The following is a 25301-nucleotide window of genomic DNA, read 5'->3' as shown; positions in this document are numbered from 1 at the left end:
TCCGGTTTTTGTCCCGGTTAATGGTGGGAACTGTATATTTAGACATGTAAAAAAGCAAGTGGTTATCCGGTTTTTAACCCTGTGAATGGAAAATGAGAATGGCTTACAGAATTAAAGATGGAATGCTTGAACAAGATGGGATTTTACTAGAGGCTGAGCACCTGTTTAGTCTAGGGCGAATTTCAGCTTACTCAGGTACTGAAGAAGTTGAAATGGTTATATCAAAGCGTCCTACTCGAATCCATTTCGAATTTGAGGCAGAGCCAACTCCTCATTTTTTGCTGTTCTTTCGGGGACAACCATTAGATGCAGAGCAAACTCATTCTTTAACAAAGTATGACTACTTTATATCTGATGGTAAGAGGTTGCATTTCGTTAGCTCTCATCTCAGTGATCTATTAACTAGTGCTTTTGGAGAACTTCCCCTCCCTAAACTAATGAAACTTCTTCGCACTTTGCATTTAGAAGGATTTATGGATGAGTTTCCTTCTCATCTAATTGAAGTGCTAAGAAGCAACCAACAAAAACTAGCCCAGCATGACAAACTCTTTGTAAAGTCACTATACCCCTATCAAGAAGAAGGAGTTAACTGGCTGAGCTTTTGTGCAGAAAATGGGGTTGGAACAATACTTGCTGATGATATGGGCTTAGGGAAAACAGCCCAAGTGATCGCACTATGTTGTGATGTTTTGGAAAAGAGCCCAAATAGTAAAGTATTGATCGTTGTTCCCAATCCTTTGATTGATAACTGGGTTCGTGAATTTAACTTTTTTGCACCCAGCATTACGCCTTATCTGCATTACGGAAAAAATCGTCGTGGTGTTGCCTCCGCTTTCGATGACCACAGTGTTGTGATCACCCCCTACACGACAATGACTTCAGATATTACGATGTTTGAAGACGTCTACTTTAATCTCGCTCTGTTCGATGAAGCGAGTATGTTAAAAAACCCTAAATCTACTCGATCCCTCTCTGCTCGTCGTTTAGATATCGGTGTCACTGTTGCAATGTCTGGAACCCCTGTAGAAAATAGTTTGATGGATGCATGGGCCTTAACTGACCTTGTTTTTGAGGGCTTTTTAGGAGGACAAGAAAGCTTTAAGAGTCGCTACGTGCATTCTAACCTTTCTGAAACATTAGATAAAAACTTAGAAGAGCTCGAGAGCAGCTTGCGCCAAATTACGTTGCGAAGAATGAAAAAGGATGTACTAGAGCAATTACCAGAAAAGCTCGACATACACACAGCGGTCTCTTTAGGTGAAAGTGAAAAAATAAAATATGAAGCATTAATAGATGAAATGCAGCATGATTGCCAAAATGGTGGCGGTGGTATTCTCCCATTAATGAATAAACTTCAGCAGTTTACAGCTCACCCAGCACTGGTTGAATCGACCATCCCTCATGATGCTAACTCTCTTATCAAGAGCAGTGCAAAGTTTGAGTTACTTATGATGCAGCTCGATAAAATTGTACAAGCCGGAGAGAAAGTGATTATTTTTGCTACTTTTCATAAAGTTATTGATTTAATACAAGGCGCAATAAATGAAAGGTATGGCATATTGTCTGGAGTTATCGACGGGCGAACACCTAACGACGAGCGTCAATCCCTAATTGATACTTTCTCTGCATCGGAAGGTTTCAATGTCTTATTGCTTCACCCTAGAACGGCGGGTATGGGGCTAAATATTACAGCTGCTACGAATGTGATTCATTACTGTCGCCAATGGAATCCAGCCCTTGAAGAGCAAGCGACTGCAAGGGCTTGGCGTAATGGCCAGAAATCCGTAGTGAATGTCTACTACATGTATTATGCAGATACGATTGAAGAAAAAATTGATGAACGTATCCGCTTAAAGCAACAACTAAGTAACCGTGTAGTATCAGTCACTGATGATAAAGAAACAGACAAGCAGATCATGCTTGAATATTTGGAAGCGTTAGGCTCATGAATAAAAAAATAGAACTACCAGAAGAAGATGACTTTCGTCCCTCAGCGGCTCGGCTAGTCGAGAGTTTACGTGATACCGGTTATAACAAAGAGGCTGCGTTTGCCGATATCATTGACAACGCTATTGCAGCAAATGCAACTCATATTGAAGTTGAACTCCAATATATGTTTGGAGTGTTTAGAGTCATCATTAGTGATAATGGTGATGGTATGTCAGAAGAGCAGCTTCGAAATGCGATGCGTTATGGCTCGCCACGCCGTGATAACCCTAAATCACTGGGTAAATTTGGTATGGGTCTTAAAACTGCCTCTACCGCGTTCTGTCGCCGTCTTGTCGTGTTATCTCATCAAAATGGTAATAATGTAGGTCGAGCATGGGATATTGATAAAATCATTCAAGCAGACCGTTGGGAGTTAGAAACCCCTGATGAAGACGATTATTATGATGATTTTGATGCCCTGAAGGCTTTCTCAGAAACTAGCGGTACCATGATTATTTGGGAACATGTAGACCGTTTAGTGAAAACTGGCAGTGATAAACAAGTACAAGCGCAAATTCAGTCTCTTGGTAAAGAGCTTTCTTTAGAGTTAAGCGCTGTATTCTTTAAGTTCTTAGACTCTGGTGAAGTAACAATATCAATGAAAGTTGGAGACAACCCTGCCGTCAATTTAAAAGGGTGGGATCCTCTCTGCGCTGATTTGAATCGCAATACAGACGGTGCTCGCTCTCGTATACTGAAAGAGAGGCCTGTACCAATTGAAGTTGGCAATAAAGAACTTCATTTTACTGTCAGAGGTAGCATTATTCCCTCTCAAAACGAGCTTAATGCTGATGAACAAGATTTCGTACGTTATGGCCTAGATAATCAAGGACTTTACATCTATCGTGAGGGACGCCTTATCTGGCACGATGGCTGGCCACATCGTATGTATAAAAAAGAAAGTAAAATCACTCGTCTTCGAGTTGAGCTGAATTTTAGCCACGAATTTGATGATGTATTCAGTATTGATTTTCGCAAGAGTCGAGTCATTATCCCTGTTGAAGTGAGAGAAGAACTAAAGCGCCTCATTGCTCCTTGGCGTCAAGAGTTACTGAAGGGTCAAGAGCGCTTAACTTCTACTAACACCAAGCGAGCGCACGGACCTGCAGATAAAGCGATTGATAAACATAAAAAGCACACAAAGAACTCTGAAATAAAAGTTAATGGTGATACGGTCACAATCCGCAATCAAAATCAGATGAAGCCGACTGTGATTGAAGGTATCCGTGTATATGATGACAAAGCTGTGCGTGTACATGAAGAGGATTCATTACTTGGCGATTGTTTATGGGAGCCTTCGTGTGATGAAGAAGGAAATACATGCGTCACCCTTGGTAAGTCGCACCCTTATTTCCACAAGATGTATAACGTCTGCAAGGACAATGTTGAGGCAATGAAAGCTCTAGATATGTTGCTATGGAGTTTATCCAATGCTGAGCATGGTGAGTTCTCAGATACGAACAAGCATACGTTAAATGGATTTCGTCAAAAAGTAAGTCAAACACTACGTCATTTGAGTATCGAGTTACCTGATGTGGAGGAATATGAATGAGTTACCAATATGATTTATCTGACTTCAAACGCTACTTGAATGATAAAAATCCAAAGTACCGAGTGGATGGCCTGATTTTCTGGCAGAATAGAATTCCATTACCAATTGATTTGTTTAATAAAATTTTTAATGAATCTAATCACATCGTTACTGATTACGTCTATCAACTAGCGGCAAGTGCAGTTGTATTTAGCAATCGAGAGTTATTTGAAAGTACCTTTGAGGTTTCAGTGACCGACCTGCCCAAGGGTGACTTAAAGAAAAAACATGTCGCTCTGTTAAATTGGCTCAATGAACAATTACCAGAACGCTCTGAAATAACTCGTATGGCTTACGAGGTTGCAGATACTTTAGGGCTTGATTCATTTACCTTCTCGATTGAAAAAGTTGCGGAAGCATTGCAACACCAAGGTAAAAAATATGCTCGTATTTTTATGCCTGAGTCTGTCAAGGCACAATATGCTTTGATTCCTGATTGTGATGGTGTTGGAGTCGATAATACGGATATGTTCGGTAATATTATTGCTGACCGTTATAACATCTACCGCTCTGGTTTTAGTGATGCGCTTGCTATTATTTTCAATGCCTTATTAGAATTTCGTATTCATTGTTCTGGTCGTGGTGAGCATTTAAGTAGCTACAGAATAGTCGTTCCTCTGATCGAAGATATTGATATCCGTCTGGCGAAAACAAGTGATGGTTCATTATGGGAGCCAGGATATGAAGACGATCATTACATCACGCTTAATAATGAACATCCTCTTATGCGTAATCTATCGGAAGAGCAATCAAAACCGTTAGCCGAGTGTCTTTTTTTTATGGGTGAGTTTGAAAATAGTCAGTTTTCAGATACCAACAAGAAGCTTATCGAAAATTTACGGCAAGAGATCTCACGCAGCCTTTGGATCAAACACGATTAACCTCTACACAGCTACTTTCGGGTAGCTGTGATTGAACTTAGGGATAAGAAAGTTATGCTTTCAAAAATAAACACTGTCGGTGAATGGTATAAGAGTGAGCCGGATACTAGTTGGAACTTTCCAGAGTTAAAGTTTGATAATGATGCAAAATCAGCGTTTGAATCCCTAGCTCTTGATATTACCGTATCTGAGTCATCTGCAAAGGTTCGTATCGCTGGCAGTGATAATCACGCATACATATCTAGCCAATACTTCTTATATGTCATCAAGCTAGCTCCATTATCGTATTTGGTGAATCAATACTTACAAAAATTTGACCAACTCGTTAAGGCGATAAGCAAGCCTGATGATGTCGCTCAATTCATTAGTACTAGAGCTTCTAGTCAATCACAAATATTAGGCATAGATCCATATAGTTTAACCAATTTTTATGATGTTTTTGATATATCAAATGCTGATAATCGGCTGAAAGCAAAAGAAATAATCAACGGCTATGGTAAAGATGCGACAACCAAAATTCGTTCAAATGAAGATTTCTTAAAATCTATCCTTTTAAAAGCTTTACCAATCCCAAATAGTAGTTCCGGCATGTTAGGTGCATTAGCATCGGCATTTGCTAAGAACAAAGCGGCTTACCGTGTTTTAGTTGATAAATATAGTGTGTATCTTCCACATCTATTTAGGGCTCAAAGTGGAAATGAGCTGCTCTTTATGATTTTGTCTACGCTCGGGTGGCAAGGTAAATTGGATGCTGAATTAAGCCCAACCTCATCAGGGTTTTCTAATTGGGGCTCAATAGATAAAGCATTCTTGTTTAGACCTACTTCTATATCGGGTAACGGAGGATATGTTGAAGAGCCTATTCACTATCATTCCCCCTCACACCAATATGTATTTGTTAAAACAGGCTTACTTGATACTGATGAACTAAGAGCAAGTGTCTCTGAGCTTATCTCTAAGCTGTGGAATAACATGTCCATCCAGAAAGATGATGAGGCGTTTTTCTTTAAGTCCTCTCTTCGCTTTAACTCTAAAGCCCCAGCCTTTACGGGGGCGACTAATAAAATCTTTTATGGTGCGCCAGGAACGGGTAAGAGCCATCACATTCATAAAATAGAGTATAAAGAAGCTGATAAGATCGTCACTGTTTTTCACCCAGATACTCAGTACAGTGATTTTGTTGGGGCACTTAAGCCTAACATGGCGACAGACGAAGACGGTAACCCTTACGTTGCTTACCAGTTCCGCCCTGGCCCGTTTACTAAAGCATTGATAGAAGCAAAATTACACCCGCACAAACATATTTGCCTAGTGATAGAAGAATTAAACCGTGCACCGGCTGCTGCTGTCTTTGGAGAGCTATTCCAGTTATTAGACAGAGAATATGATGGTGAAAGCACTTACAAGATTGATGCATCAGATCCTGACATGTTGGCATACATCAATCAATCTCTTGAAAAAGCTGGTGTAGCAAGTATTGAACAGTTAGAAATACCAGCAAACCTTTCCTTACTGGCCACGATGAATAGTAGTGACCAAGCGGTGATGCCTTTAGATACAGCATTCAAACGTCGTTGGCGTTTTAAGTTCATAGATATTGATTTTTCTCATGCAGATGTCCCAAATCACGACTTTCATTTATCAACTAAAAGTGGCGTATTTAAGATTTCTTGGCCTACGCTGGCCTCAATAATTAACGATGTATTGATTGAGGCTCACGTTGCTGAAGACCGATTACTCGGCCCATTCTTTGTGAAAAGAGATGAAATTGAAACAACAGAAGCAGCAAAACAAACCCTTAGCAGTAAGTTGTTTGTTTACCTTTGGGATGATGTTTTAAGGCATATCGGTCCTAAAAAAATCTTTGCACCTGAATACCTTACTTATGGTCGCTTATCTTCTGCATTCATGAAAGACAAAGCTATCTTCAATAGCAAAGTAGAGGAAAGAATCGAAGAGAGCGGAACCCGATTAGAGGAGTCGGTGATAGATGCAGCTAAGTAACGTTAATCTATATCTAGATCGTACCTCACTGGACTCTGGTGAGGTGCCTTCGTCGGTAATAGATGCACTGATACGGGAGTGTATCATTCCTCAAGGGAATTCAAAAATTGAGTTTTGTGGTGTCATTACTTGTGATAACAAATTAGCTGTCTTTTTACCAAGAAATAGTGTGATTGTTACAGATAAAGCCTTCAATCTAGCTCGTCTGTTAGTTCAAGCATTACTAAAGTATTACGTTGATAAAGATACGGGAGTTCATGCTCAAGACAGTGGCTCTGAGGTCATAGGTGGTGAGTCGCTATCATTGGCTATATCCTTATTAGAAGACTACGCTACTAATGGTCTTTATGTACGTCGAATTAGAGAACGTACAACAAACAAAGGTAAGGTTGATTGGAGGCGTACAATAGCAAATAGAGTGCCTTTAACAAGCAATAATAGTCCTATCTACCTTGAACTTGACTCTTCACGCTCTCGTTACGATACCTCTAGTGAGGTGGCAAAAATTCATGCTCAAGTAATAAAGAATCTTTCATCGGTCTATGGATTACTATGGTTTGGTCAGAGCTCTTATTTTGATACTTCGTTGTCTCATGTCCTCCACCCCAACAACAATCTCGATGTGCAGATTGCATACCTCGAAAAGGAGCTTCGTCAAGTCTATTCCGATCGAGATATATTTTTGTTAAAGGGGTTGATTCAATGTTTAAAGAAGCAAAAAGGAGAAGAGGAAGGTACGTTACTTATTGGCGTTCGAAAATTTCACTCTTTATGGGAAGCAATGCTAGATGAATGTTTAATAGGAAAATATGCAGTGAATGCCAAATTACCGGTTCCTGTATATCAAACTAGCGCGGATAAATTTGTACCTGTACCTAAGAAAGCTCAACGAACTGATACAGTTTTGAAGCATATTATAGACCATAGATTTGCAGTTGTTGATGCTAAATACTATGACGCGAGTTCTGTTGCATCGGCCCCAGGCTGGCCTGATTTAGTTAAGCAATTTTATTATCACCAAGCTATATCCCAACTAGAAGGTAAAGAAACTCCCGTATCCAACCATTTTGTTTTTCCAGGTTCTAGTAATTATCTTAAATCGGCTCATGTTGCTAAACGAGGGGTTAAAGTAACAAAAACGTCTGACTGCATATCCGAATATTCAACGATTCATTGTCATTATCAAGACCCAATTGCACTATTAAACATTTATGTCAATGGCGGAAAGTTAAATCGGTTGACTAGTGTAATTTTTGATGTTCCTGACGAGTAGCCCCTTTCGGCAACCTGCTTTGTTTCGCGTACCACTTCAACTCAGGCTCTACAATAGTAAAAGTCACGCCGCGTTCGGTGTTGCTGAATTGGTCGGAGTCCTCTGTGATCGCCGAGAACGGCAAGAAGATTGTTACTAGAAAAGATTTTGAGCTATTTTTGGAACAAATAATCGAATGGCATAAATAGTAAAAAGCCAAAGCAAGTATTCACTTTGGCCTTTTTGGGATTGCTATTTAATTTACAACTAACTTACTCGATTTCTGGGCAATTTTAATCGCAATGAGGTCATCAATAATGTACTGTAGTTTATTTTTTAAATCAGCCTCTTTAGCCCAAACTAGAGGTAAAGTGATGTATAACCCTCGATCTTGTATGACTTCTATTCTTACTCCTGCTGGTAATTTTCCTTGTATCAGTAATAAATTAAGAGCTAATTGTCCCTTAAGTTTTTCCATTCCTTTGGTTCCATTAGCATCTATGAGTCGCCACGCGAAGAAACTCTCAGGTTTATACTCAAGCGAAAGATCAAATCCAGCCATAGGTTTAACGGCACAAAGCTCAAATATGCCTGGGCTGACACTTTTGAGCCAAGGTTCCTGATCTAGTATAAATTTGTTTTCGTCAGGGGAGATTTGTTCCTGAGTTGGAATTTGCTCGACTGGTTCACTCGTTAGCTCATCAGATGCATGGTTATAAAGACTTGCATTTAGCAACTGAAGCTGTGTTCTATCTTCGAGCATGTTTCTTTGCTCTACACTCAGGTAGCTGTAACCAGTCCTAGCTCCTACAAAGATATTTGCTAGCGAGTAGACTTTTTCACCTAAATGTTCTTGAAGGCTAACTTTCATAGCATTGATATTATCTTTCTCTGGATTGAGAAGGACAAGGATCATCGCTCTTAGAGCGATATTCTTATCATCAGAGTAAATAAGGTTAACGTCTTCATTTTTTATTATTTTTTGAGCAGTTTCGAACCAACGTTTTACATCATCGGAGTTTGCTTTTGATGGTAAAATTTTATTAAAATTTTCAACAACTTCTATTAATTGCCACCCAGCATCTATGTTGAAAAAAGAACATGTTTTGAAAAACGCAATCGCGATAGCTAGTTGGTTAGTATCGTCCAAATAATAAGTTAGAATAGCGCTTAATAATTGCTCGGCATGACCTTTAAAGTTGGGCAACTCTGTTGCGAATTGTGGATACACTAATAGATGTGAATGTGTTGCCGCTACAATTGCGTCATTCAACGCCATCTTCAATGTAAAAGTATGTTTGTCTATTACTGAAGGCTCAACAATATCTATTGCTAACTCTGATGGCTCATTACCACTTGTCAAAGCGTAACATTCGATATTGCGTGAATCATAGTTTTCGTAGCTGCGCTCTACAAACATATTCAAGCTATCTTGGTCAGCGAAACCAATATTAGATATATTACTGTATGGTAGGTAAGACCCACCTAAGTGTTGTGTTAGACCTACAACTACATTTTTATCCCCCACCTTCCCTTGATTAATAAGGGAATGCACTGTGGAACGATCAAAAACCTTTTGCCCATTCACATCAAAGCAATACTCTAGAGGAAGAAGTTCGTAAGTGAGAACGTAACGACTAAGGTAGCGTTTAGGAAGCATAACGTAGTACGTTGTATTAGGGGTCATTTCCATTATTCTTGTTCTCTATAATCGATTAATCCAGAGGCACGGTTCGGAAAGTGCTTAAAAAAAGCAGGGTTAGCTTTAGTGCCATCATTACATAAGAAAACTAGTTCTTCACGTGCTCTTGAACACATAACGTAGAGATTCATCTTAAAGGTTGTCAGGTCAGCATCATCAACAGTAAAAGACTGTAATTGAGGGATAAAAACAATATCAAATTCTAGTCCCTTGCAGCTCTTACGATGTAATACAGTCACTACTCCTTGCGTGTCAAATACCAAGTCTTCACTACTTTTATAGTTCTTACTACTGTATGATTGCACAGTGTAGTTAGTCAAGCGATCAGCTATCTCTTTGACAAATAGTTCCCGATCTGTGTCATTGTCAACAATTACACCAACTTCTAATGCTGCTCTGTTTTTTAGTGAACGACAAATATATTGAATCTGCTGCTCAACGTTACTTACAACAACCAGCTGAGGCTTGTTCCCTTGTCGATTAGGTAATTTTGGAACACCAGTTGGTAGCCCCACATAAAAATGACTTGCTACTTTTGCTATTTGATATGTATTTCTGAAGTTAATTGTTAAAGAAAATTCACGCTCAGGTTTCTTGTTCAATTTAAGAGTCGTTCTAATATCTTCTAAACTAGAGTGACGATTCTCCTCCAGTCTTTGATTCTCATCCGCAAGAATCGTTAATGCTCCATGCTCTAATTGCTTAGATGTCAGATGTAAGAACGAAAAAAGGCCAGGTTCGAAATCTTGTGCTTCATCAATAATCAAGTGTCCCCAATCGACCATTTTTTCTTGAGGTTGATCTAGGTACAAATCACGCATTGCTAACCAATTGTATTGCCATCGTGCAAGTTCTAATGGTTCATATGAAGTTCCTGTCCACTCGTTATAGATACTAGGATCTGAGTCATACCGGCTTTTTGGGACGTACCACATCCCTTTTTTATTTGTGAATGGGTTGAATTTATTTGCTCCCCATTTTCCGCCAACTTTCTTTAACTTGTCCTTATCCTCATAAGGGCAGCTCACAAATACTCGGTCCCCATCAATAATGAGTGTTTCAGAGCTATGACCTGTAGCGATTCTATGTGACCTCCACCACTCGGGAAACCAAGTATGCATCGTTTTTGATTGGACGTTTCCGTCTATTTCGGCTGCCACATTCTCGGTGTAACGCCTTAGAACACGGTTGTACATTAAAACAGTTACGTCACAGTTCTTATTAGCTAATATCTGCGCTCTAAGGAAGGCAATTACTGTTTTACCTGTTCCTGGAGGACCTGCAACCAGAATGCTTCCATCGATAGGTGCATCTTCAAAAATGTCTTGTTGTTCTTCGCTTATTTGACGCACATTAGGCATTCTCATTAGCTAAACTCCTGCTGCGCATTATTGATAATTTTAGTAAATAAGCCTTCATAATTATCTGTACCGATTAAAATCTTTCGGTCCAGTAAAAGGTTGTTATTCTCGCAACTAGTTTCTGAAATTATTGTACAAGAGTGACATGCAGCTTGGTTTAATCCCATAATGCCTAACTCTTGCTTTTCACTACACACTGGGTCATTAGAGCACCAATATGCAGTTTCTAACGCTGCTAATATTGCTGGGAATAATCTGTGAGCCTCGCCTTGCTGAACGAGTCCTCCCAAACTTCCTTCTGAATCACCATCAGCTGTATATATAAGCAGTCCGGCTTGATCATCATCAGCATAGATTCTCTCTCTTAGAGAACTACTAGAATACCCACTTTCAAAACTTAGCTGTCTAATTAATAGATGGGCTAAAGTATGTAGAACTAAAAACTTTACGTTTGGAACAGGCAAATAAGTAGAGCTGAGATCCGTATGATGCTTCTTCAACTTTTCAATTCGCAGCTTTAACTCTTGTGGTATATGCTGTTCCCAAGAGTTAATGACAGAGTTATCCATTTCAATGAATATGCCTTCGCCATAGACTTCAGTAGCAGGAAGCCACGATCTATTCTCCAAAGCGGTTTTGGGGCTAACAATGTTATCGCTTGGTGATACGCGCTCAAATCCACAAAATGCACGTACTTCACGTAATTTATCTAATAAAACAACTCGCTTTATTACAGAATCAAAGCCAAAAGTGGGATAGTTAACCCAGTCTGCGACCTTAGCTTTAAAAGTTTTAGTCTCTTTACTCGCAATATCTGGAGAAGAAAGAATAGCCCACTCAGCAACTCTTAAGTCTTCATCTTTCGGAACTTTAAACGTCCGTTGTTCCTTTTCTTTACCAGTTACTGCGTTCAAAACTTGTTCTTCAGTAAGATCAAACTCTTCTGCAATTTCTTCAATATATGCGTTAATTACACGCTCTTTTCCATCAGATAAAGCAGTCATCAAACTTTCAAAATCATTTGATTCTTTTATCTTGAGATATATTTGGTTACCAGAGCTTTTCTCTGAATGAGGGATATCCAATGCGGAGCGTACTATTGAGTAATAGAGGTTGCTTGCTCCCCTTTGTAATACATGTAGCGGTTCATCACATTGGCGCTCTGCAGGATCTTTATATTCCCAAGGCTGAGTATCATTGCATTTAACACCTGCAAGCCCTGTCTGACTCATTATTTCTTTAAGAGAGTTTTTTGAACCACACTCTGGATTTTTACACTCAACATAGAGAGCATCCAAACCGCTACCAAGTTCGGGATTAGACAGGAAATAGAGTTCTGGGTTTTCACAAGTATTCTGCCTGCTATTTTTGTGAGCCCAATACACCCAAGGAATATCTTGAAGGTGCCCTTTCTTACACGCGGCGACAAAACGCATAGGAGCAAGAACTTTTTGCTTACATAAGTTATTTGCACATACAGGTATCCCATCTGAGTTGAGGTGACCGGTTTCTTTTTTCCAAAGTTCCATACGTTTACAACGTGGACAGAACATCCATTTAGGGAAACGGACTGTCATTAAAGCGTTATGGGGACCGGCTTCATCTCTCTTATTCTTGATTACCGGCGGTTTTTTCAAAGCCCATACGCCAGCTTCGCTAGATAAACGCTCAAGTTTTATCTCTTCAAGCTTTTTAGGCCAATAAATCGGGTCTGCTAGTGAAAGAGATTCGTCACCAAGCTCAATGATAGAGCCAGGGCCAAAAGGTGAAATCAATTGAGAACTACGGTAAGCGCGGTTTGAATCTGCCATTAGTTCTCTCCTCTAATAAACAAACAGGTTTCAGTATCAACATTTCTCATTGAATTTAGGGTACGCCACGCTTCATCATGTTGCGCACTTTCATAAGGTTGGATTAACGGTTGAAATTGCTTTTCTCCCGTATAGTGGCTTAAAGGCCTAGACGTTCTATCACAACGTTCCTGCCATGTGTCGACTAAAGATTGAAGGTATTCTAGAGTCTCGTCTTGCTCCTTTTGTGGCATACCGTTCATAGCCTTTACGATACGCTTTTTAAATACCGCCAAGAGTGTTTTGAACTCAGAATGGGACACATCAAGGTGTTTCGCGTTTTCATTTTTTCTTAGGTACCCCGTAACTCTGACTACTGAAATTAAAGCAGCATGCAGAGCTCGTTCAAGTGCTGGTTTAGCCCAAGGGGTAATACTAGTAGGCTCAACGTAACGATATAGGGCTTGATGATAGCTCTTGAAAGTTTCGTAGTGTGAGCGATCTCGTGGCTTAGTCGGAGAGTATTGAGTGATCACAATGCCTGGAGGACGTTTTTTACTTCGTCCTACACGGCTTGATGCCTGTATATATTCAGCAGTAGCTTTCGGCTGTCCAACAATCACCATCATACCAAGACGTTCAATATCCACACCGACAGAAATCATATTCGTACACGGTAATATATCGACAGCATCAGGCACAGGCTTACTTAGTTTCGTTAGTACTTCCGGTATTTTGGAGCCTTTGACACCTGCGCTCAGCTCCTCGACGCTTTCAATCTTACGAGTATCATGCATATTATTAGAAATGACTTTGATACGTTCAGGAATATCGTCGCGTCCTAGGGTCATAGTTTTACCTAGTTCTCTACGGCTATTGTGATAAATAGGTAGGGTCCAGTAACTATCAAGTAGTTCATACTCAAATCCCCGCTCATAAGGAGCTAAAAGAGCGGCTGCGCTTGTTTGAACAAGTGAAGTTTGCCCTGTATGCCCTGCGGGCATTATACCAACATACATTCGACCTGGTTTATCAAGTTCTTCTTTTGAAAAGAAAGAGTCGGCTTGGTCTGTCCCTGATGGAGGAAACACGTTAACTCTTCTGCCAAATAAACGTACACATTGCTGCTCTGCCGCACGAATCGTCGCTGTTGCAGCTATTACCTTAGGTTTCTGGCCAAGGACCTCAATGATAGAATCAAAACCAGCTTCATAAATACCAGCAATGGTACCTAAAGGACCAGAAATTAGATGTAATTCGTCTTGAATTATAAGGCTTGGAGGTAGTACTTTTTTATCTCCGAAGAAAGCCGCAGCTTCAGCCTTCCAAGTTAGGCGAGCAAATTTGTCAACCGTCCCTATTAGAAGACTAGGTGGAGAAGCATATAAGGCCTCGTCCACAACTTGTATAGGTAAGTGGTGATGAAAATCGCACCCTTCATTTGGACAGAAAAATTCAAACTTGTTATCAGGATTTGAGCGGATACCATATGAAAGATACTCAGAGGTATAAACCTTCGGTATTATTTCAGTACCGCACCAAGGACAGTTTTGTAATTGGAAACTATTCTCAGGTTCAGGGTCGTCGCGTGTGATCACAAACTTGTTATGAGCATCTTTATAACTATTAGGTGTGCTATCCATACCAGCCCACAGACCAAGAGAAAATGGCTCTTGTCCTAATCGAGAATCATTTTCGCGTAATTTTTCTAAAGCGCAGATTAAGCTTCCTGCCCTTTGAAACTGTTGAGATGTTAGCAAGCGTAATGTGTAGCGTTTAATAACTGCAGTACCTGCGCCACGTTTCCCTTTAGTCAAACGACGGTATATCATTTCCCATGCTGCAACAGCTAGGTAGGCTTCGGTTTTACCACCACCAGTAGGGAACCATAAAAGATCTACTTCTTCATGAGATTTAGGTAAATCACCTGTATCTTCGTTCGGAATAAGAGATTCTAAAACGAGCAATTGAAAGGCTAACTGGAATGGGCGCCATTTGAAGCTCTCAACTACATCATCAGCAAAGTAATCAGGGCTTACATACTCAAAGTCTTTTGACTTAGCTTCTCCGGCATACTTTTTCCCAGAATGTAGCATTTGCATCAGCATAGCCTTGTTAGCGATACGGAAAGCTTCCATTGCTAATGAAGAGTTTTGTAGACCTTTAATTCCATCCTCCATTCTTTGAGCTGCACTTCTCAACCTCTGGATAATGCGCGTTTTCGCTGCAAGATATCTATTATCTAAAACTTCGTTATCAAGTTCATTAATCCAAGTTCGGTAGGCTAAAATAAGTTCCTGATATCCAGAAAGTAGCTGTTGATCAGTTACCGCATCAACATCCGCTATTCTGGTTATGCTAAGAATGTTACTGCTGAGGTTTGGGTACTTACTCTGATCTATTTCAGTACTAAAGTCTTTCACTTCATGGGTAGGCATCGCCTCTGTGTATAATTGGGTTGGACTTGCTTCCCCATCAAAAGACCAATCAACAGCAACACCATGACCAACAGCCCAAGGAACCCGTTTTCTATAAGCTAAGTTCAGTTCCTGCTGCTCATCATCGAGTTTGAATCGTTCACTACTTGGGTACTCTCTGATATTACCTTCTAAAACAGAGACCTTGATACCGCACTGGTATAAACATTTTTCAGGATCTAAGCGCTCGCCTGAGCTTGCATTGTTTGACATTGCGATAGTTACAATCTTCCCTGAAGTTATAGGTCTTACCGTAATATCTAGGCGTGCGCGTCCATCAAATATTTCACTCTTTCGAATGACTACTTTTTCAAGATTTTCTTCATGAGATAGTTCAGAGCGTTGCCACTCAAGCATTTTTCCTTTGGTATAAGAGCCTGCTGTAATATTCAGCCGCAACAATGTATTTGATTGGATTGCGAAAGATATAGCCATCGATGATGGTTTAAAATCATTGGCTAGAGCTTTGGTTGTAGAATCATCGTCTTTGTCGTCATTTGTATCATCGATACAAGCAGCAGCAGGAAAGAGAGTCCCCATAAGATAGCGTTTATGAGGAGCATCTTTTAACCTCTCTTCCACACCACCTACAGGCCCAATAAGCTGTGTTTTTAAGTAATCAATTAGCTCGAGCCTTGCTTGGATAAATTCGTTCATTTGAATTCTCTATAGTATTATTTTGACAGCGCCAAGCAAAAAGTATCCCGTACGGTATGGGGTTAAATTTAGTTGATTAACCTTATGTTTAAGGTAACCTTCAAGTTAACTTACTTGGAAATTATTGGCATAGCAGCCTTATCTTACTGCTTGGATAATACTCAACTTATTGCAATTCAAAAAGAGTGAACCCGTAAGTATTTATCATCGTGTGACGGTGCTCTATCTTATTATCGTTTACTAATGTAGTAGTACATTAAATTTGGCCACCTACTCAGAGGTGACATTATGACAAATCGTACAAGACGATTATTTAGTGCTGAATTTAAGCTTGAAGCAGCACAATTAGTTCTAGAACAAAATTACTCCTTAACAGAAGCAATTGATGCGGTTGTTGTCATGATCCAAAGCATGATTCACCCTCTAGTTAATTTCATGATAAAAAACAGAAGTAATATTTTACCAAAACCACTTACCAAGCAATTTTATTTCTATTTAATTAATAAATATTAGTAGCTTACGTACATTAAGGCATACTGAATTCAATATCATTGATGAAAAATGTTATGTGGGCGGTAGATATTTGAATGGGTATGAACTGTTGCCGTTTGCATAAGACGTGATCTTATTATTGGTATTAAGTGATTGGAATACGGGGAGTATGACACGCTTACATTCGTGCGCACACTTCTAACACTTTACTAGTAGGTTATATTTTATTCTAAGCTATTAAGTTTACGGTAATAATCCACATTAGAATTATAATGTTTTATATCTGTGCGCACATATACTACCGCAATAAATATCTCTTATTTACACAACGATCTTACCGCAACACGCGTCCATGCATGACCAGACGTCGTTTTCATTTCTAACTGATTTAATTTATTAGATATTTGCTGATGAAATAACCCTCGTGATAACCAATACAATGCCAACGCTTGAGCTTCATTATCGAGCGTGGCATCGACATCTGTGCGCACAAGGTCTTCAACGTTATCGTCAAGTGTGCGCACACTTTCAACCGAGTTGTATCGCTGATTTATTTGATTGCGGCATGCTTGTTTTACCCATGATGAAAATGACTGTTTTTTCGCTTTAACTGATTCTATTTCAAATAATAATTCATGTTCAAATCGAATGTTTTTCTTTTGTGTTTTTAGGTTAGTATTCGTATTTATTACGATTGGATATTTCTGCATGTACGCACCCGTTAAAATAAAATCAATAGATTGTGCGCACACTACAACTTTCGTTATTACGCACGATTTTCATTTAAAATTAAAAGAATGAATGTTGAATATATAACTGATGGCTTAATGTGATCTTCATTTCTAATGTTTTCAAAATCCAGCCAGGATCTTTTGCCCATTGATGCCGCTTGCATTGCAATAAAACAAATAAGATTTCATCACGCACAGCACAAATAAACAAATGTTCAGCTTGCTGTGGCCCTGATACCGTTAATCGCATACGTGCAATAATAAGAGAATAAATATCATCCTTATAACTTTGAATTTCACTCATGCTAATAAAGTGAAACTTATCATCAGAGACAACATCAAGACATAAGCTGGTGCAATGTACGGTAAGGGGTGAATAATGCATACTTAACTTCCTCCATGATTCAGAAATTTTTCAAATGCACTACCATCTCGACGAGTAAGGTTCGGTACAAAACGCGAATAAACACGAAATAACATTGTTGTTGTCGAATGCCCCATTTGCTTAGCGATCCATTCAGGCGACTCTCCCGAAGCCAACAGCAAGGTTGCGTAGGTATGACGTGTCTGATAAGGATTACGATGACGCAAGTTTGCTTTATCCAGTGTCGGATACCATATCGTACGTGATACGATAGTATAGTTAAGGGGCTTATGATGACGGTTAGTAAAAACAAACTTATCTGATAAGTCTGCTGTTTCTTTATGCTTTTTCAGAGCAGCAACAACGCGATCAATTAAATCAATCTCACGATAAGAGCTATCTGTCTTTAATCCTTTCAATACGCCTTTAACTAAACTTTGGCGTACTAAAATTATTTTATTTTTGAAATCAACGTTATCCCACATCAATCCATCAATTTCACTTGTACGCATTCCGGTAAAGAAACGCGTGATATAATAAGCTTTATATTCTTCTGGCGCGCATTCAATTAACTGTTCGATTTCTGACAAAGAAAATGGGTCAATTTCACTACGGCCAATTTTTAATGCTTTGATATTTTTCCACGCTGAGGTAAATTCATAACGATCAGCGGCTTCATTTATCAACATTCTTAGCGGCGTCATAATATGATTGATACGTGATGGGCCTAAACCCCCCTCTTTTTGTCCCGGTACTTTGGTAAGGATGGAACGAAACTGCAAAATTTGTTGTTTGGTGATGGCGCTGATCTTTTGATTACCGAACGTAGGGATCAGGTATTTCGCCAAAATACCGTCTACGTCATCATAATGGCCTTTACTCCATTCGATTTTCTTTTCTTTCAACCAAATATCAGCAAATTCAGCTAAACGTGGTGAATTAGGCGACTTTAGTGCTTGAATCGCATTTGTTTCCCGCTGCTCAATCTCTTTAAATTTCACCACAGACTTACTTTTTGGGAAATATTTTTGATAATCAAAAATACCCAGTGTAATTTCTGCTTCAATTGTTTTAATTAAGCCTCCAAGCCGCTTACGGTTCACCGGAGTATCAATTAATTGAGTTTGTTCTCGACAACGGATCCCTCGATATCGAAAATCAACAAACAACTTACCTTGCCGACTATTAACTGCTGCCATATACCCTCCTAATTCCCTGTGAATAATGATTGAATCGAAATACCAACAAGCATTTCCTCTTCAACACGCTCCCAAATAAACAATATTTTTCGTCCACCAAAAGGACGGATATAGTGAACACCTTCAAATAGCACGGTGTCTTTTAGCTGCTCTCTAATGACACGCTTATCATATTTAATACGATCAGCGAGTTCTGCTGTTGTAAGGTAGGTATTGTCCATCGTACAATCTCCTATAACACGATTTGCTTTACAAAAGGCTTAAATGCCCTCCTACAGAACAAAATGTACCACAATATTGACCTATTGCAACCATTTTTAACCTACAGGAGAACATTTTTAACAGGAGAAGAACATGTTGAAGTGTCATTTATCCAAATTAATGGGTGAAAAACGCTTAAAAATATCTGATATTTCACGAGATACTGGTATTAATCGAGGTACGCTGACACGTTTATATAATGAAACAGCAACTCGAGTAGACTTAGAAGTTATTGAACAACTATGTGATTATCTCGATATTCCTGTCGGGGAATTATTTGAAGTACAAAAGAAGACAGTGGATTAGTTTATATAATAGCTAGATTTGAGTAACGCTATTTTATGATGTGCTTAATCAATGCTCCATTCACAAACGGTGGTCACCATTTTGGTCACCGTTTGGACACACCACTATTTGCAAGCTATTTTCTCCAGACGTAAAAAAGCCCGCAATTTCTTGCGGGCTTCTCTATTTGGCTCCCTCTACTGGACTTGAACCAGTGACATACGGATTAACAGTCCGCCGTTCTACCAACTGAACTAAGAGGGAATTATTTGGAGCAGGTAGCGGGAATCGAACCCGCATCTCAAGCTTGGAAGGCTGGAGTAATAGCCATTATACGATACCTGCGATGTATCTTTACAAATTATGGTGGTGGGAGAAGGATTCGAACCTTCGAAGGCAGTGCCGGCAGATTTACAATCTGCTCCCTTTGGCCACTCGGGAATCCCACCGAAATTTAATGGTGCCGACTACCGGAGTCGAACTGGTGACCTACTGATTACAAGTCAGTTGCTCTACCTACTGAGCTAAGTCGGCACACTAATTTCTTTTTTATTGCCAAGCCTAAACTCAACAATTAAATTTGGCGGAGAGATAGGGATTTGAACCCTAGATACGCTATAAACGTATGCCGGTTTTCAAGACCGGTGCTTTCAACCACTCAGCCATCTCTCCGTAAGTGCGGTGAATATTATAGTTATCAGCTGCAACTGTAAAGCAAAAAAACACAAAAAAAATCTAACTAGCTATTCTTTAAGCAAGAAGTTCACAATAAATACATTTATTGCCAATTGTTACACTATTATCACCTCTCTTGGTTTGCATAATAGAATAGTTAAGTACAATTCAACTTCAATTATTTACATTTGAGCATTGTTTATGAAGCTACGTATTATCACTAGCGCACTGTTACTCTCTTTTAGCCAGTTAGCATCAGCACAAATTAGTCAGATTAGCCCCAAGCTAGCGAAAATCGAGCACCAACTCGGAGGCACAGTCGCTGTCGCTGTATATAACGCCAATACCAATACAAGTTGGAGCTACCATGGCGAACAGCGTGTGCCGATGATGAGTACTTTTAAAACCTTAGCCTGTGCCGACTTATTACATCAGGCAGATACTCAACGTATTGACTTAAACCAAGCTATCACAATTAAACAAAGTGATATTTTAAGCTATGCACCAGTCACAACTGATCGTGTTGGTACCAGCATGACGTTAGCTCAATTGTGTAATGCAACCATGTTAACCAGTGATAACACTGCTGCTAACCTTGTGCTTAATAATATTGGTGGGCCTAAGAGCGTCACGCAGTTTATTCGTACTCTTGATGACAAGATCACGCGTCTTGATAGAATTGAGCCTAATGTAAATAATGTCAGTACTGCTGAACTACGCGATACCACTACCCCTATCACGATAAATTCAACCTTATATCATCTTCTATATACAGACGCGTTATCAACGAGTGCTCGTACGCAGTTAAAACAATGGATGATGGACAATAAAGTCTCTGATCCATTACTTCGTGCAGTTCTACCCGCAGGCTGGCACATTGCAGATCGTTCAGGGTATGACAGTACATATGGTTCACGAGGTATTACGGCGGCAGTATGGCAGCAAGGTAAGCAGCCGATCATGATCAGTATTTATTTAGCACAAACGGGTAAACCAATGGCGGAACTCAATACCACCATCGCCAACATTGGCCAATTAATTTTTCAGCATTTAAAATAAATACCACTAAAGGATAAAGAGAGGATCTATTTAATCCTCTCTTTTGCTATTGTTTATATTATTTGTAAAAGATTAGATATGACGATGCTTTTATTGATTGCGGGGATAATGGATTTTTTAGGTATGTTGCTAACCTTTATCCATAATATTTTAGAGCTATTTAGATAACATTTTGATTTTAAATTTTTATCTGATTATTGATACTGCGAGGATAATACAATGCTAAATTGCCACCAACATGATTATATCGAAATAGCATGTATGCATCATTTGACGATAAAACTCACCTTGAGCGATGGTAGTGAGATGATAGGTATTGCTCACGATACATTTTATAATCAAAATCGTGAGGAATGTATGATGTTATTAGTTGAGCAACACCCACAACCTGTCATATTAGATAATCTAGTATCAATGATGGCGATTACAAAAAACCCGCATTTTTCGACAATAAATTTCAAGTAACACATTGATTAAAATAAGATTTACATTGTAAATACGATCAACTTTTCTTTGTGTTCAATAAAAATGGCGTTTCTATTTTTACTAATAGAAACGCCATTTTTAATCATTGGTACCGTATAGGTAATTATGCAAACCTTATTTCCCCTTGTTCATCTAAAGAAAGCGCAGCTTTTGCTTCACCAATCAATTGTGCTGCATAAGAAGGTGTAACTGCACGTAGCTCGCCTTTCGTTGATAAAAAAGTACCTTCCCATGCTTGATCTCGGTATGTACCTGATTCTAAAATTTCAATAACTACTTTCATAATAAACCCCTGCATTAATTAATAATGGCAAAAACATAAGCTCATTTGCCTTGCAATCGAATCTACCAGCATTAAATTAATTGTCATCCTACGTAAATTGCAACGTTAGATACACAAATAGAGTGAATTAAAAATCACTATCATTAAAAATGCTTATTAAAGCCCCTTTCTCATATTAAGATCACGACGTCCACATCATAGCCAAACGCCAACGTATTGTTTTTAAACAAAATTAAATACAAGCGTCTCTTTTAAGCAATTAAATGACAGTATTTTGCTATTTTGTCTATATTTCGGTTTTTTCAAATTTAATTAATAAAATAAGACAAAAGGTAGATCTCGAAAAGCAAGTTTTCATTTTTGATCACTTCAACACATCAAAACTGTCTAACTAGGTGAATTAATCACCACTATATTTCATTATTATCCCTAAAAACTTTATATAAACTATGGCTATTTATCCGTCGCAGTACATCATCTCTAAGATAGATAAGTTGCAATAAAAAGTGGGGATTTTTGCAGGAATAACTGTTGCTGGTATTGCTGTTTATCTAAAAATTCATAAAGCGCCGCCTGAATCAAAAGTACAACCCGCTTAATCGCAAAAAAGCTAGCGTGTAAACAGACTCTCACTTATTGATCTTCAACCAATGAGGGTCTGTTCATTTTATTATGCTGGCTTTTCGTTATTTAACAGACACATTCTGATAGCTAAATTTTCCATTATCTAACGCTTGAATATGTTCTTGTTTAGCATTGAAGTTGAGTGTTGCTAAGTCAACTCGGCGGATAGTGCTGTTGTACATTGTTTTGTAGTACAACTCGCCATTATTCTGATCAATAACTGATGTCCACTGAGTCGCACTTGGTAGATCGGGAATATGGGTTTTATCGTTAAACTCACTTCCAATTGGAATATCAAAATTATTTAGAATATGAAATGCTTGTGATACTGCCTGCTGTGCTGTTTTTAAAATTGGTGCGCTATTAACATAAAATGCGGCACGAACAAACCGTGACGGTGGTGAAATATCACCAGGTAAACCTACAAAATTAGAACCAACGCCAAAAGACTGCGCTTCTACTCCATTAATCTGCTGTGGTTTACTAATACCAGGATGTAAATTGATATAGTTATTAAGATTGGTCACTTGCCAATTATAATCAGGTGAGTTAGTTAGCACTTTAGCAGTATTTTTGTGAATATTAATCTTACCGTGATCCATAATTTCAATCACAATACTATTGCCCTGCTTATCAGATACTCGCCAATGTGCTGTAGGTGATGGCTGGCCTTTTTCATCAAAATAAACAGTCACGATCTTTATTTTATTCAAAGCCGCTTCAACTTCAGCAACTGTTGAGTATTGGCTTAACATCCAACGCACAAAGTCCATATCAGTAATATTATTGGCGGTATCTTTTGGATCATAAGTTGCTAGTGAGCCGTAACCACGAAAATAAAATAACCCTGCCGTTAAGCCCTTTTCATTGATCCCTTCAGCAATGAACTTATCATCACTAACAGATATGCCAGCAAAACCATACTTACTCTTCCACGTTAGTCCTGATTTCTGATCCGGCATGGTTGAGGTATAAGAATAATCACGTGGCGCAATAATTAATTTACTGTTGAGATTACTGTGTCCCCATTCAATGGTACGTGCTTGAATATGATCATTACCCGTAGTTGCTAATGTGATTCCAGTACAGGCATTGGCAGCTTGACTAAATCCAATAGCAACAACCAACGCTAATAAGGTTTTTTTCATAAATAACCCTTCCAATATTTATAATAAAAAATATATATACCAAAAGTTTACGCTTGAATATTGATAAAAAAAACACCAATGTAGAATTTTAGATACAAAAAAACCCGCGAAAGATCGCAGGTTAATTATCAATACTGAACAGTAGGTATTTAAATAGCCCAGCCGCCAGCATAAAAGACCACAAGTGCTATCGCAATAATAACAGTGCCTATATTGAGGCGTTTAAAATCACCTGATACTACACGCCCAATCACTAAACTTACAAAGCCAAGCATTATACCTGTAACAATATTACCCGTAAGAACGATGAAAACGGCACATAACAACCCTGATAGCGCATCAACAGAGTCGTTCATATCCAGCTTACTGACATTGCTAAGCATTAATAAACCGACATACATTAATGCAGGTGCAGTCGCATAAGAAGGCACTAAATAACTTACCGGTGCTAAAAACAACATCAGCACAAATAACAGCCCCACCGTCGTCGCTGTCAAACCGGTTTTACCGCCAGCTGCCGTACCCGCTGCTGATTCAATATAAACCGCAGCAGGTGAGCCACCGACAAAACCGGCAAAAATACTACTCACAGAATCAGCAGTTAATGCTTTACCACCACTAATAATATTACCACGATCAGTCAATAAATTAGCTTGGCCAGCAACAGCACGAATTGTACCCGTTGCATCAAAAATAGCCGTCATCACTAACGCTAATACTGTCGGTAAAATAACTGGATTAAGCGCGCCCATAATATCAAGAGAGCCTAATAACGAACCGTCACCACCAAATGTTGGCAACGCAAATAAACCGTGATATTTCACATTGGGATCAAAAATCAATCCAAACACCGAAATCGCAATAATCACCAGTAAAATACCACCAGGCACACGACGCTTTTCAAGTCCAAGAATAGCGGCTAAACCCACCAATGACATAATCACTGGTAGTGACACAAAATCACCAAAAGCAACCGGCAAACCAGCTTGTGGATTTTTAATAACCAGACCGACACCATTAGCGGCAATTAACAATAAAAACAGACCAATACCGATACCTGTGCCGTGTGCAATACCGGTTGGCATGTTTCTCATGATCCAACCACGAATACCGGTAACCGTAATAAAAGTAAACACAACTCCCATCAAAAACACTGCACCTAATGCAACCGGAATACTTACTCCTTGTCCAAGCACTAAACTAAATGCAGTAAAAGCCGTTAATGATATCGCACAACCAATAGCCATTGGCAGACGCGCCCATAGCCCCATCAACAATGAACCAAAAGCCGCCACTAAACAGGTCGCAATAAATACTGCACTTTGATCAAACCCTGCCGCGCCCAGCATACTTGGTACCACAATCACCGAATAAACCATGGCTAAAAAAGTGGTTAACCCTGCGATAATTTCTTGTTTAACGCTGCTACCACGTTCTGATATTTGAAAGTAACGGTCTAAACCACGTATTGATTCATTTGGAGTGTTATGTGTACTGTCAACAGACATGATGTCTTCCTATAATTGTCTGATTTTAATCTGCTATCATTGGCAGCTAATCCTCATTTACCGCCAACGCAAACGTTTACTTTTTTAGAGAAAATAAAAGGCTGGTATTATTACACCTCAGCCTTTAGATCATCCTTTACCTGACAATGATACCTAGAAAGTCACTCACCCTGCCACTATAAACTAATATTCAAGTCTAATTAACAATAATATTGTTATCATCACCATAAAAACGAACCTCACCACCAATAAAAAATACTCCCAACAAAAGCGTGATGTGTATAACATTATTTCACCATTTAATATTTAAGTAGAAAAGTATTCTAAAAAATATAAGTGCAAGTATGTAATATACGATTTTTTTCTATTCGACTAAATGTATACTCGAAATCAATAACTAACATGTAATGTTAGCTACATATTGAGATAGCAAATATTTAAATTTGCTTTAAATTCGTAATTTTTGATTTTTATATAAATCG

Annotated in this window: 20 protein-coding genes and 5 tRNA genes; 9 read left to right on the top strand and 16 right to left on the bottom strand. The window is 38.9% G+C overall.

The window, feature by feature from the left end; all coding sequences use genetic code 11:
• The first annotated feature begins 98 nt into the window (after positions 1-98).
• From BTN98_RS12585 to BTN98_RS12565, 5 genes are read left to right on the top strand one after another with little or no spacing between them, the layout of a single operon-like run.
• Positions 99-1949: a DEAD/DEAH box helicase gene (locus BTN98_RS12585; protein WP_060996921.1), complete on the top strand. Its 1851-nt coding sequence runs from the start codon at positions 99-101 to the stop codon at positions 1947-1949.
• The gene (locus BTN98_RS12580) at positions 1946-3541 is read left to right on the top strand and encodes an ATP-binding protein (protein WP_060996920.1); all 1596 of its coding nucleotides are present in this window, start codon (positions 1946-1948) and stop codon (positions 3539-3541) included. Before BTN98_RS12585 ends, BTN98_RS12580 begins: the two co-directional genes overlap by 4 nt.
• Complete coding sequence (locus tag BTN98_RS12575; protein ID WP_060996919.1) at positions 3538-4461, top strand: helix-turn-helix domain-containing protein; 924 nt, start codon at positions 3538-3540, stop codon at positions 4459-4461. The genes BTN98_RS12580 and BTN98_RS12575 overlap by 4 nt, the downstream gene beginning before the upstream one ends.
• 54 nt (positions 4462-4515) lie before the next feature.
• Positions 4516-6465, top strand: coding sequence for an AAA family ATPase (locus BTN98_RS12570; RefSeq protein WP_060996918.1), 1950 nt, complete (start codon positions 4516-4518; stop codon positions 6463-6465).
• Positions 6452-7738 carry an LlaJI family restriction endonuclease gene (locus BTN98_RS12565; RefSeq protein ID WP_060996917.1) on the top strand — a complete coding sequence of 429 codons (1287 nt, stop codon included), beginning with the start codon at positions 6452-6454 and terminating at the stop codon, positions 7736-7738. The genes BTN98_RS12570 and BTN98_RS12565 overlap by 14 nt, the downstream gene beginning before the upstream one ends.
• Before the next feature lie 235 nt (positions 7739-7973).
• Here BTN98_RS12565 and BTN98_RS12560 read toward each other — a convergent pair whose 3' ends face one another.
• The 4 genes from BTN98_RS12560 to BTN98_RS12545 are packed head-to-tail and all read right to left on the bottom strand — an operon-like array spanning position 7974 to position 15704.
• Entirely contained in the window at positions 7974-9410 is a 1437-nt protein-coding gene (locus BTN98_RS12560; RefSeq protein ID WP_060996916.1) for a hypothetical protein, read from the bottom strand.
• Entirely contained in the window at positions 9410-10786 is a 1377-nt protein-coding gene (locus BTN98_RS12555) for an AAA family ATPase (protein WP_060996915.1), read from the bottom strand. The genes BTN98_RS12560 and BTN98_RS12555 overlap by 1 nt, the downstream gene beginning before the upstream one ends.
• Entirely contained in the window at positions 10786-12591 is a 1806-nt protein-coding gene (gene drmB / locus BTN98_RS12550) for a DrmB family protein (RefSeq protein WP_060996914.1), read from the bottom strand. The genes BTN98_RS12555 and drmB overlap by 1 nt, the downstream gene beginning before the upstream one ends.
• Positions 12591-15704 (bottom strand): helicase-related protein, encoded by a 3114-nt coding sequence (locus BTN98_RS12545; protein ID WP_060996913.1) that lies wholly within the window; start codon positions 15702-15704, stop codon positions 12591-12593. Before BTN98_RS12545 ends, drmB begins: the two co-directional genes overlap by 1 nt.
• A gap of 288 nt (positions 15705-15992) precedes the next feature.
• On the opposite strand from BTN98_RS12545, the gene BTN98_RS20845 reads away from it, so the two are divergent.
• On the top strand, positions 15993-16217 hold the full coding sequence (locus BTN98_RS20845; protein WP_060996912.1) for an IS3 family transposase: 225 nt from the start codon (positions 15993-15995) through the stop codon (positions 16215-16217).
• A gap of 296 nt (positions 16218-16513) precedes the next feature.
• On the opposite strand, the gene BTN98_RS12535 is transcribed toward BTN98_RS20845, so the two are convergent.
• From BTN98_RS12535 to BTN98_RS12520, 4 genes are all read right to left on the bottom strand, one after another.
• Positions 16514-16906 (bottom strand): YlcI/YnfO family protein, encoded by a 393-nt coding sequence (locus BTN98_RS12535; RefSeq protein ID WP_146107018.1) that lies wholly within the window; start codon positions 16904-16906, stop codon positions 16514-16516.
• A gap of 79 nt (positions 16907-16985) precedes the next feature.
• Complete coding sequence (locus BTN98_RS12530; protein WP_060996910.1) at positions 16986-17312, bottom strand: hypothetical protein; 327 nt, start codon at positions 17310-17312, stop codon at positions 16986-16988.
• 2 nt (positions 17313-17314) lie between these two features.
• Positions 17315-18490, bottom strand: a complete 1176-nt coding sequence (locus BTN98_RS12525) for an Arm DNA-binding domain-containing protein (protein WP_060996909.1) — start codon at positions 18488-18490, stop codon at positions 17315-17317.
• Between the two features lie 8 nt (positions 18491-18498).
• On the bottom strand, positions 18499-18711 hold the full coding sequence (locus BTN98_RS12520; RefSeq protein WP_060996908.1) for a hypothetical protein: 213 nt from the start codon (positions 18709-18711) through the stop codon (positions 18499-18501).
• Between the two features lie 133 nt (positions 18712-18844).
• Here BTN98_RS12520 and BTN98_RS12515 point away from each other — a divergent pair, with 133 nt between their 5' ends.
• Entirely contained in the window at positions 18845-19057 is a 213-nt protein-coding gene (locus BTN98_RS12515; RefSeq protein ID WP_060996907.1) for a helix-turn-helix domain-containing protein, read from the top strand.
• 167 nt (positions 19058-19224) lie between these two features.
• On the opposite strand, the gene BTN98_RS12510 is transcribed toward BTN98_RS12515, so the two are convergent.
• The 5 genes from BTN98_RS12510 to BTN98_RS12490 all read right to left on the bottom strand — a co-directional run bounded on the left by BTN98_RS12510 (position 19225) and on the right by BTN98_RS12490 (position 19708).
• A tRNA-Asn gene (locus BTN98_RS12510) sits at positions 19225-19300 on the bottom strand.
• A 6-nt stretch (positions 19301-19306) separates the two neighbouring features.
• A tRNA-Gly gene (locus BTN98_RS12505) sits at positions 19307-19381 on the bottom strand.
• Between the two features lie 19 nt (positions 19382-19400).
• Positions 19401-19485, bottom strand: a tRNA-Tyr gene (locus BTN98_RS12500).
• A 9-nt stretch (positions 19486-19494) separates the two neighbouring features.
• Positions 19495-19570, bottom strand: a tRNA-Thr gene (locus BTN98_RS12495).
• 47 nt (positions 19571-19617) lie between these two features.
• Positions 19618-19708: transfer RNA gene (locus BTN98_RS12490), tRNA-Ser, on the bottom strand.
• 204 nt (positions 19709-19912) lie between these two features.
• On the opposite strand from BTN98_RS12490, the gene bla reads away from it, so the two are divergent.
• Together bla and BTN98_RS12480 are read left to right on the top strand one after the other, a co-directional pair.
• The gene (bla, locus tag BTN98_RS12485; RefSeq protein WP_060996906.1) at positions 19913-20770 is read left to right on the top strand and encodes a class A beta-lactamase; all 858 of its coding nucleotides are present in this window, start codon (positions 19913-19915) and stop codon (positions 20768-20770) included.
• A 219-nt stretch (positions 20771-20989) separates the two neighbouring features.
• Complete coding sequence (locus BTN98_RS12480; protein ID WP_060996905.1) at positions 20990-21235, top strand: Rho-binding antiterminator; 246 nt, start codon at positions 20990-20992, stop codon at positions 21233-21235.
• 124 nt (positions 21236-21359) lie between these two features.
• On the opposite strand, the gene BTN98_RS12475 is transcribed toward BTN98_RS12480, so the two are convergent.
• The 3 genes from BTN98_RS12475 to BTN98_RS12465 all read right to left on the bottom strand — a co-directional run bounded on the left by BTN98_RS12475 (position 21360) and on the right by BTN98_RS12465 (position 24819).
• The gene (locus BTN98_RS12475; protein ID WP_060996904.1) at positions 21360-21539 is read right to left on the bottom strand and encodes a hypothetical protein; all 180 of its coding nucleotides are present in this window, start codon (positions 21537-21539) and stop codon (positions 21360-21362) included.
• A gap of 686 nt (positions 21540-22225) precedes the next feature.
• Entirely contained in the window at positions 22226-23311 is a 1086-nt protein-coding gene (locus BTN98_RS12470; RefSeq protein WP_060996903.1) for a linear amide C-N hydrolase, read from the bottom strand.
• Positions 23312-23460: 149 nt separating this feature from the next.
• Complete coding sequence (locus BTN98_RS12465) at positions 23461-24819, bottom strand: NCS2 family permease (RefSeq protein WP_060996902.1); 1359 nt, start codon at positions 24817-24819, stop codon at positions 23461-23463.
• Positions 24820-25301: the final 482 nt, after the last annotated feature.

The sequence above is a fragment of the Photobacterium aquimaris genome, from assembly GCF_002954455.1.
In the GTDB taxonomy this organism is placed as follows: Bacteria; Pseudomonadota; Gammaproteobacteria; order Enterobacterales; family Vibrionaceae; genus Photobacterium; species Photobacterium aquimaris.
Note: the sequence above shows the minus strand (reverse complement) of the source record. Positions and strands in the feature narration are given on the sequence as shown.

Bases quoted from the DNA above. Each gene is read 5' to 3' on its own strand.
- drmB (WP_060996914.1), bottom strand. From the start codon at position 12,591: ATGGCAGATTCAAACCGCGCTTACCGTAGTTCTCAATTGATTTCACCT.
- BTN98_RS12575 (WP_060996919.1), top strand. From the start codon at position 3,538: ATGAGTTACCAATATGATTTATCTGACTTCAAACGCTACTTGAATGAT.
- BTN98_RS12465 (WP_060996902.1), bottom strand. From the start codon at position 24,819: ATGTCTGTTGACAGTACACATAACACTCCAAATGAATCAATACGTGGT.
- BTN98_RS12520 (WP_060996908.1), bottom strand. From the start codon at position 18,711: ATGGACAATACCTACCTTACAACAGCAGAACTCGCTGATCGTATTAAA.
- BTN98_RS12525 (WP_060996909.1), bottom strand. From the start codon at position 18,490: ATGGCAGCAGTTAATAGTCGGCAAGGTAAGTTGTTTGTTGATTTTCGA.
- BTN98_RS12570 (WP_060996918.1), top strand. From the start codon at position 4,516: ATGCTTTCAAAAATAAACACTGTCGGTGAATGGTATAAGAGTGAGCCG.
- BTN98_RS12480 (WP_060996905.1), top strand. From the start codon at position 20,990: ATGCTAAATTGCCACCAACATGATTATATCGAAATAGCATGTATGCAT.
- BTN98_RS12545 (WP_060996913.1), bottom strand. From the start codon at position 15,704: ATGAACGAATTTATCCAAGCAAGGCTCGAGCTAATTGATTACTTAAAA.
- BTN98_RS12555 (WP_060996915.1), bottom strand. From the start codon at position 10,786: ATGAGAATGCCTAATGTGCGTCAAATAAGCGAAGAACAACAAGACATT.
- BTN98_RS12560 (WP_060996916.1), bottom strand. From the start codon at position 9,410: ATGGAAATGACCCCTAATACAACGTACTACGTTATGCTTCCTAAACGC.
- BTN98_RS12470 (WP_060996903.1), bottom strand. From the start codon at position 23,311: ATGAAAAAAACCTTATTAGCGTTGGTTGTTGCTATTGGATTTAGTCAA.
- BTN98_RS12535 (WP_146107018.1), bottom strand. From the start codon at position 16,906: ATGCAGAAATATCCAATCGTAATAAATACGAATACTAACCTAAAAACA.
- BTN98_RS12585 (WP_060996921.1), top strand. From the start codon at position 99: ATGGCTTACAGAATTAAAGATGGAATGCTTGAACAAGATGGGATTTTA.
- BTN98_RS12515 (WP_060996907.1), top strand. From the start codon at position 18,845: ATGTTGAAGTGTCATTTATCCAAATTAATGGGTGAAAAACGCTTAAAA.
- BTN98_RS12580 (WP_060996920.1), top strand. From the start codon at position 1,946: ATGAATAAAAAAATAGAACTACCAGAAGAAGATGACTTTCGTCCCTCA.
- BTN98_RS12475 (WP_060996904.1), bottom strand. From the start codon at position 21,539: ATGAAAGTAGTTATTGAAATTTTAGAATCAGGTACATACCGAGATCAA.
- bla (WP_060996906.1), top strand. From the start codon at position 19,913: ATGAAGCTACGTATTATCACTAGCGCACTGTTACTCTCTTTTAGCCAG.
- BTN98_RS12530 (WP_060996910.1), bottom strand. From the start codon at position 17,312: ATGCATTATTCACCCCTTACCGTACATTGCACCAGCTTATGTCTTGAT.
- BTN98_RS20845 (WP_060996912.1), top strand. From the start codon at position 15,993: ATGACAAATCGTACAAGACGATTATTTAGTGCTGAATTTAAGCTTGAA.
- BTN98_RS12565 (WP_060996917.1), top strand. From the start codon at position 6,452: ATGCAGCTAAGTAACGTTAATCTATATCTAGATCGTACCTCACTGGAC.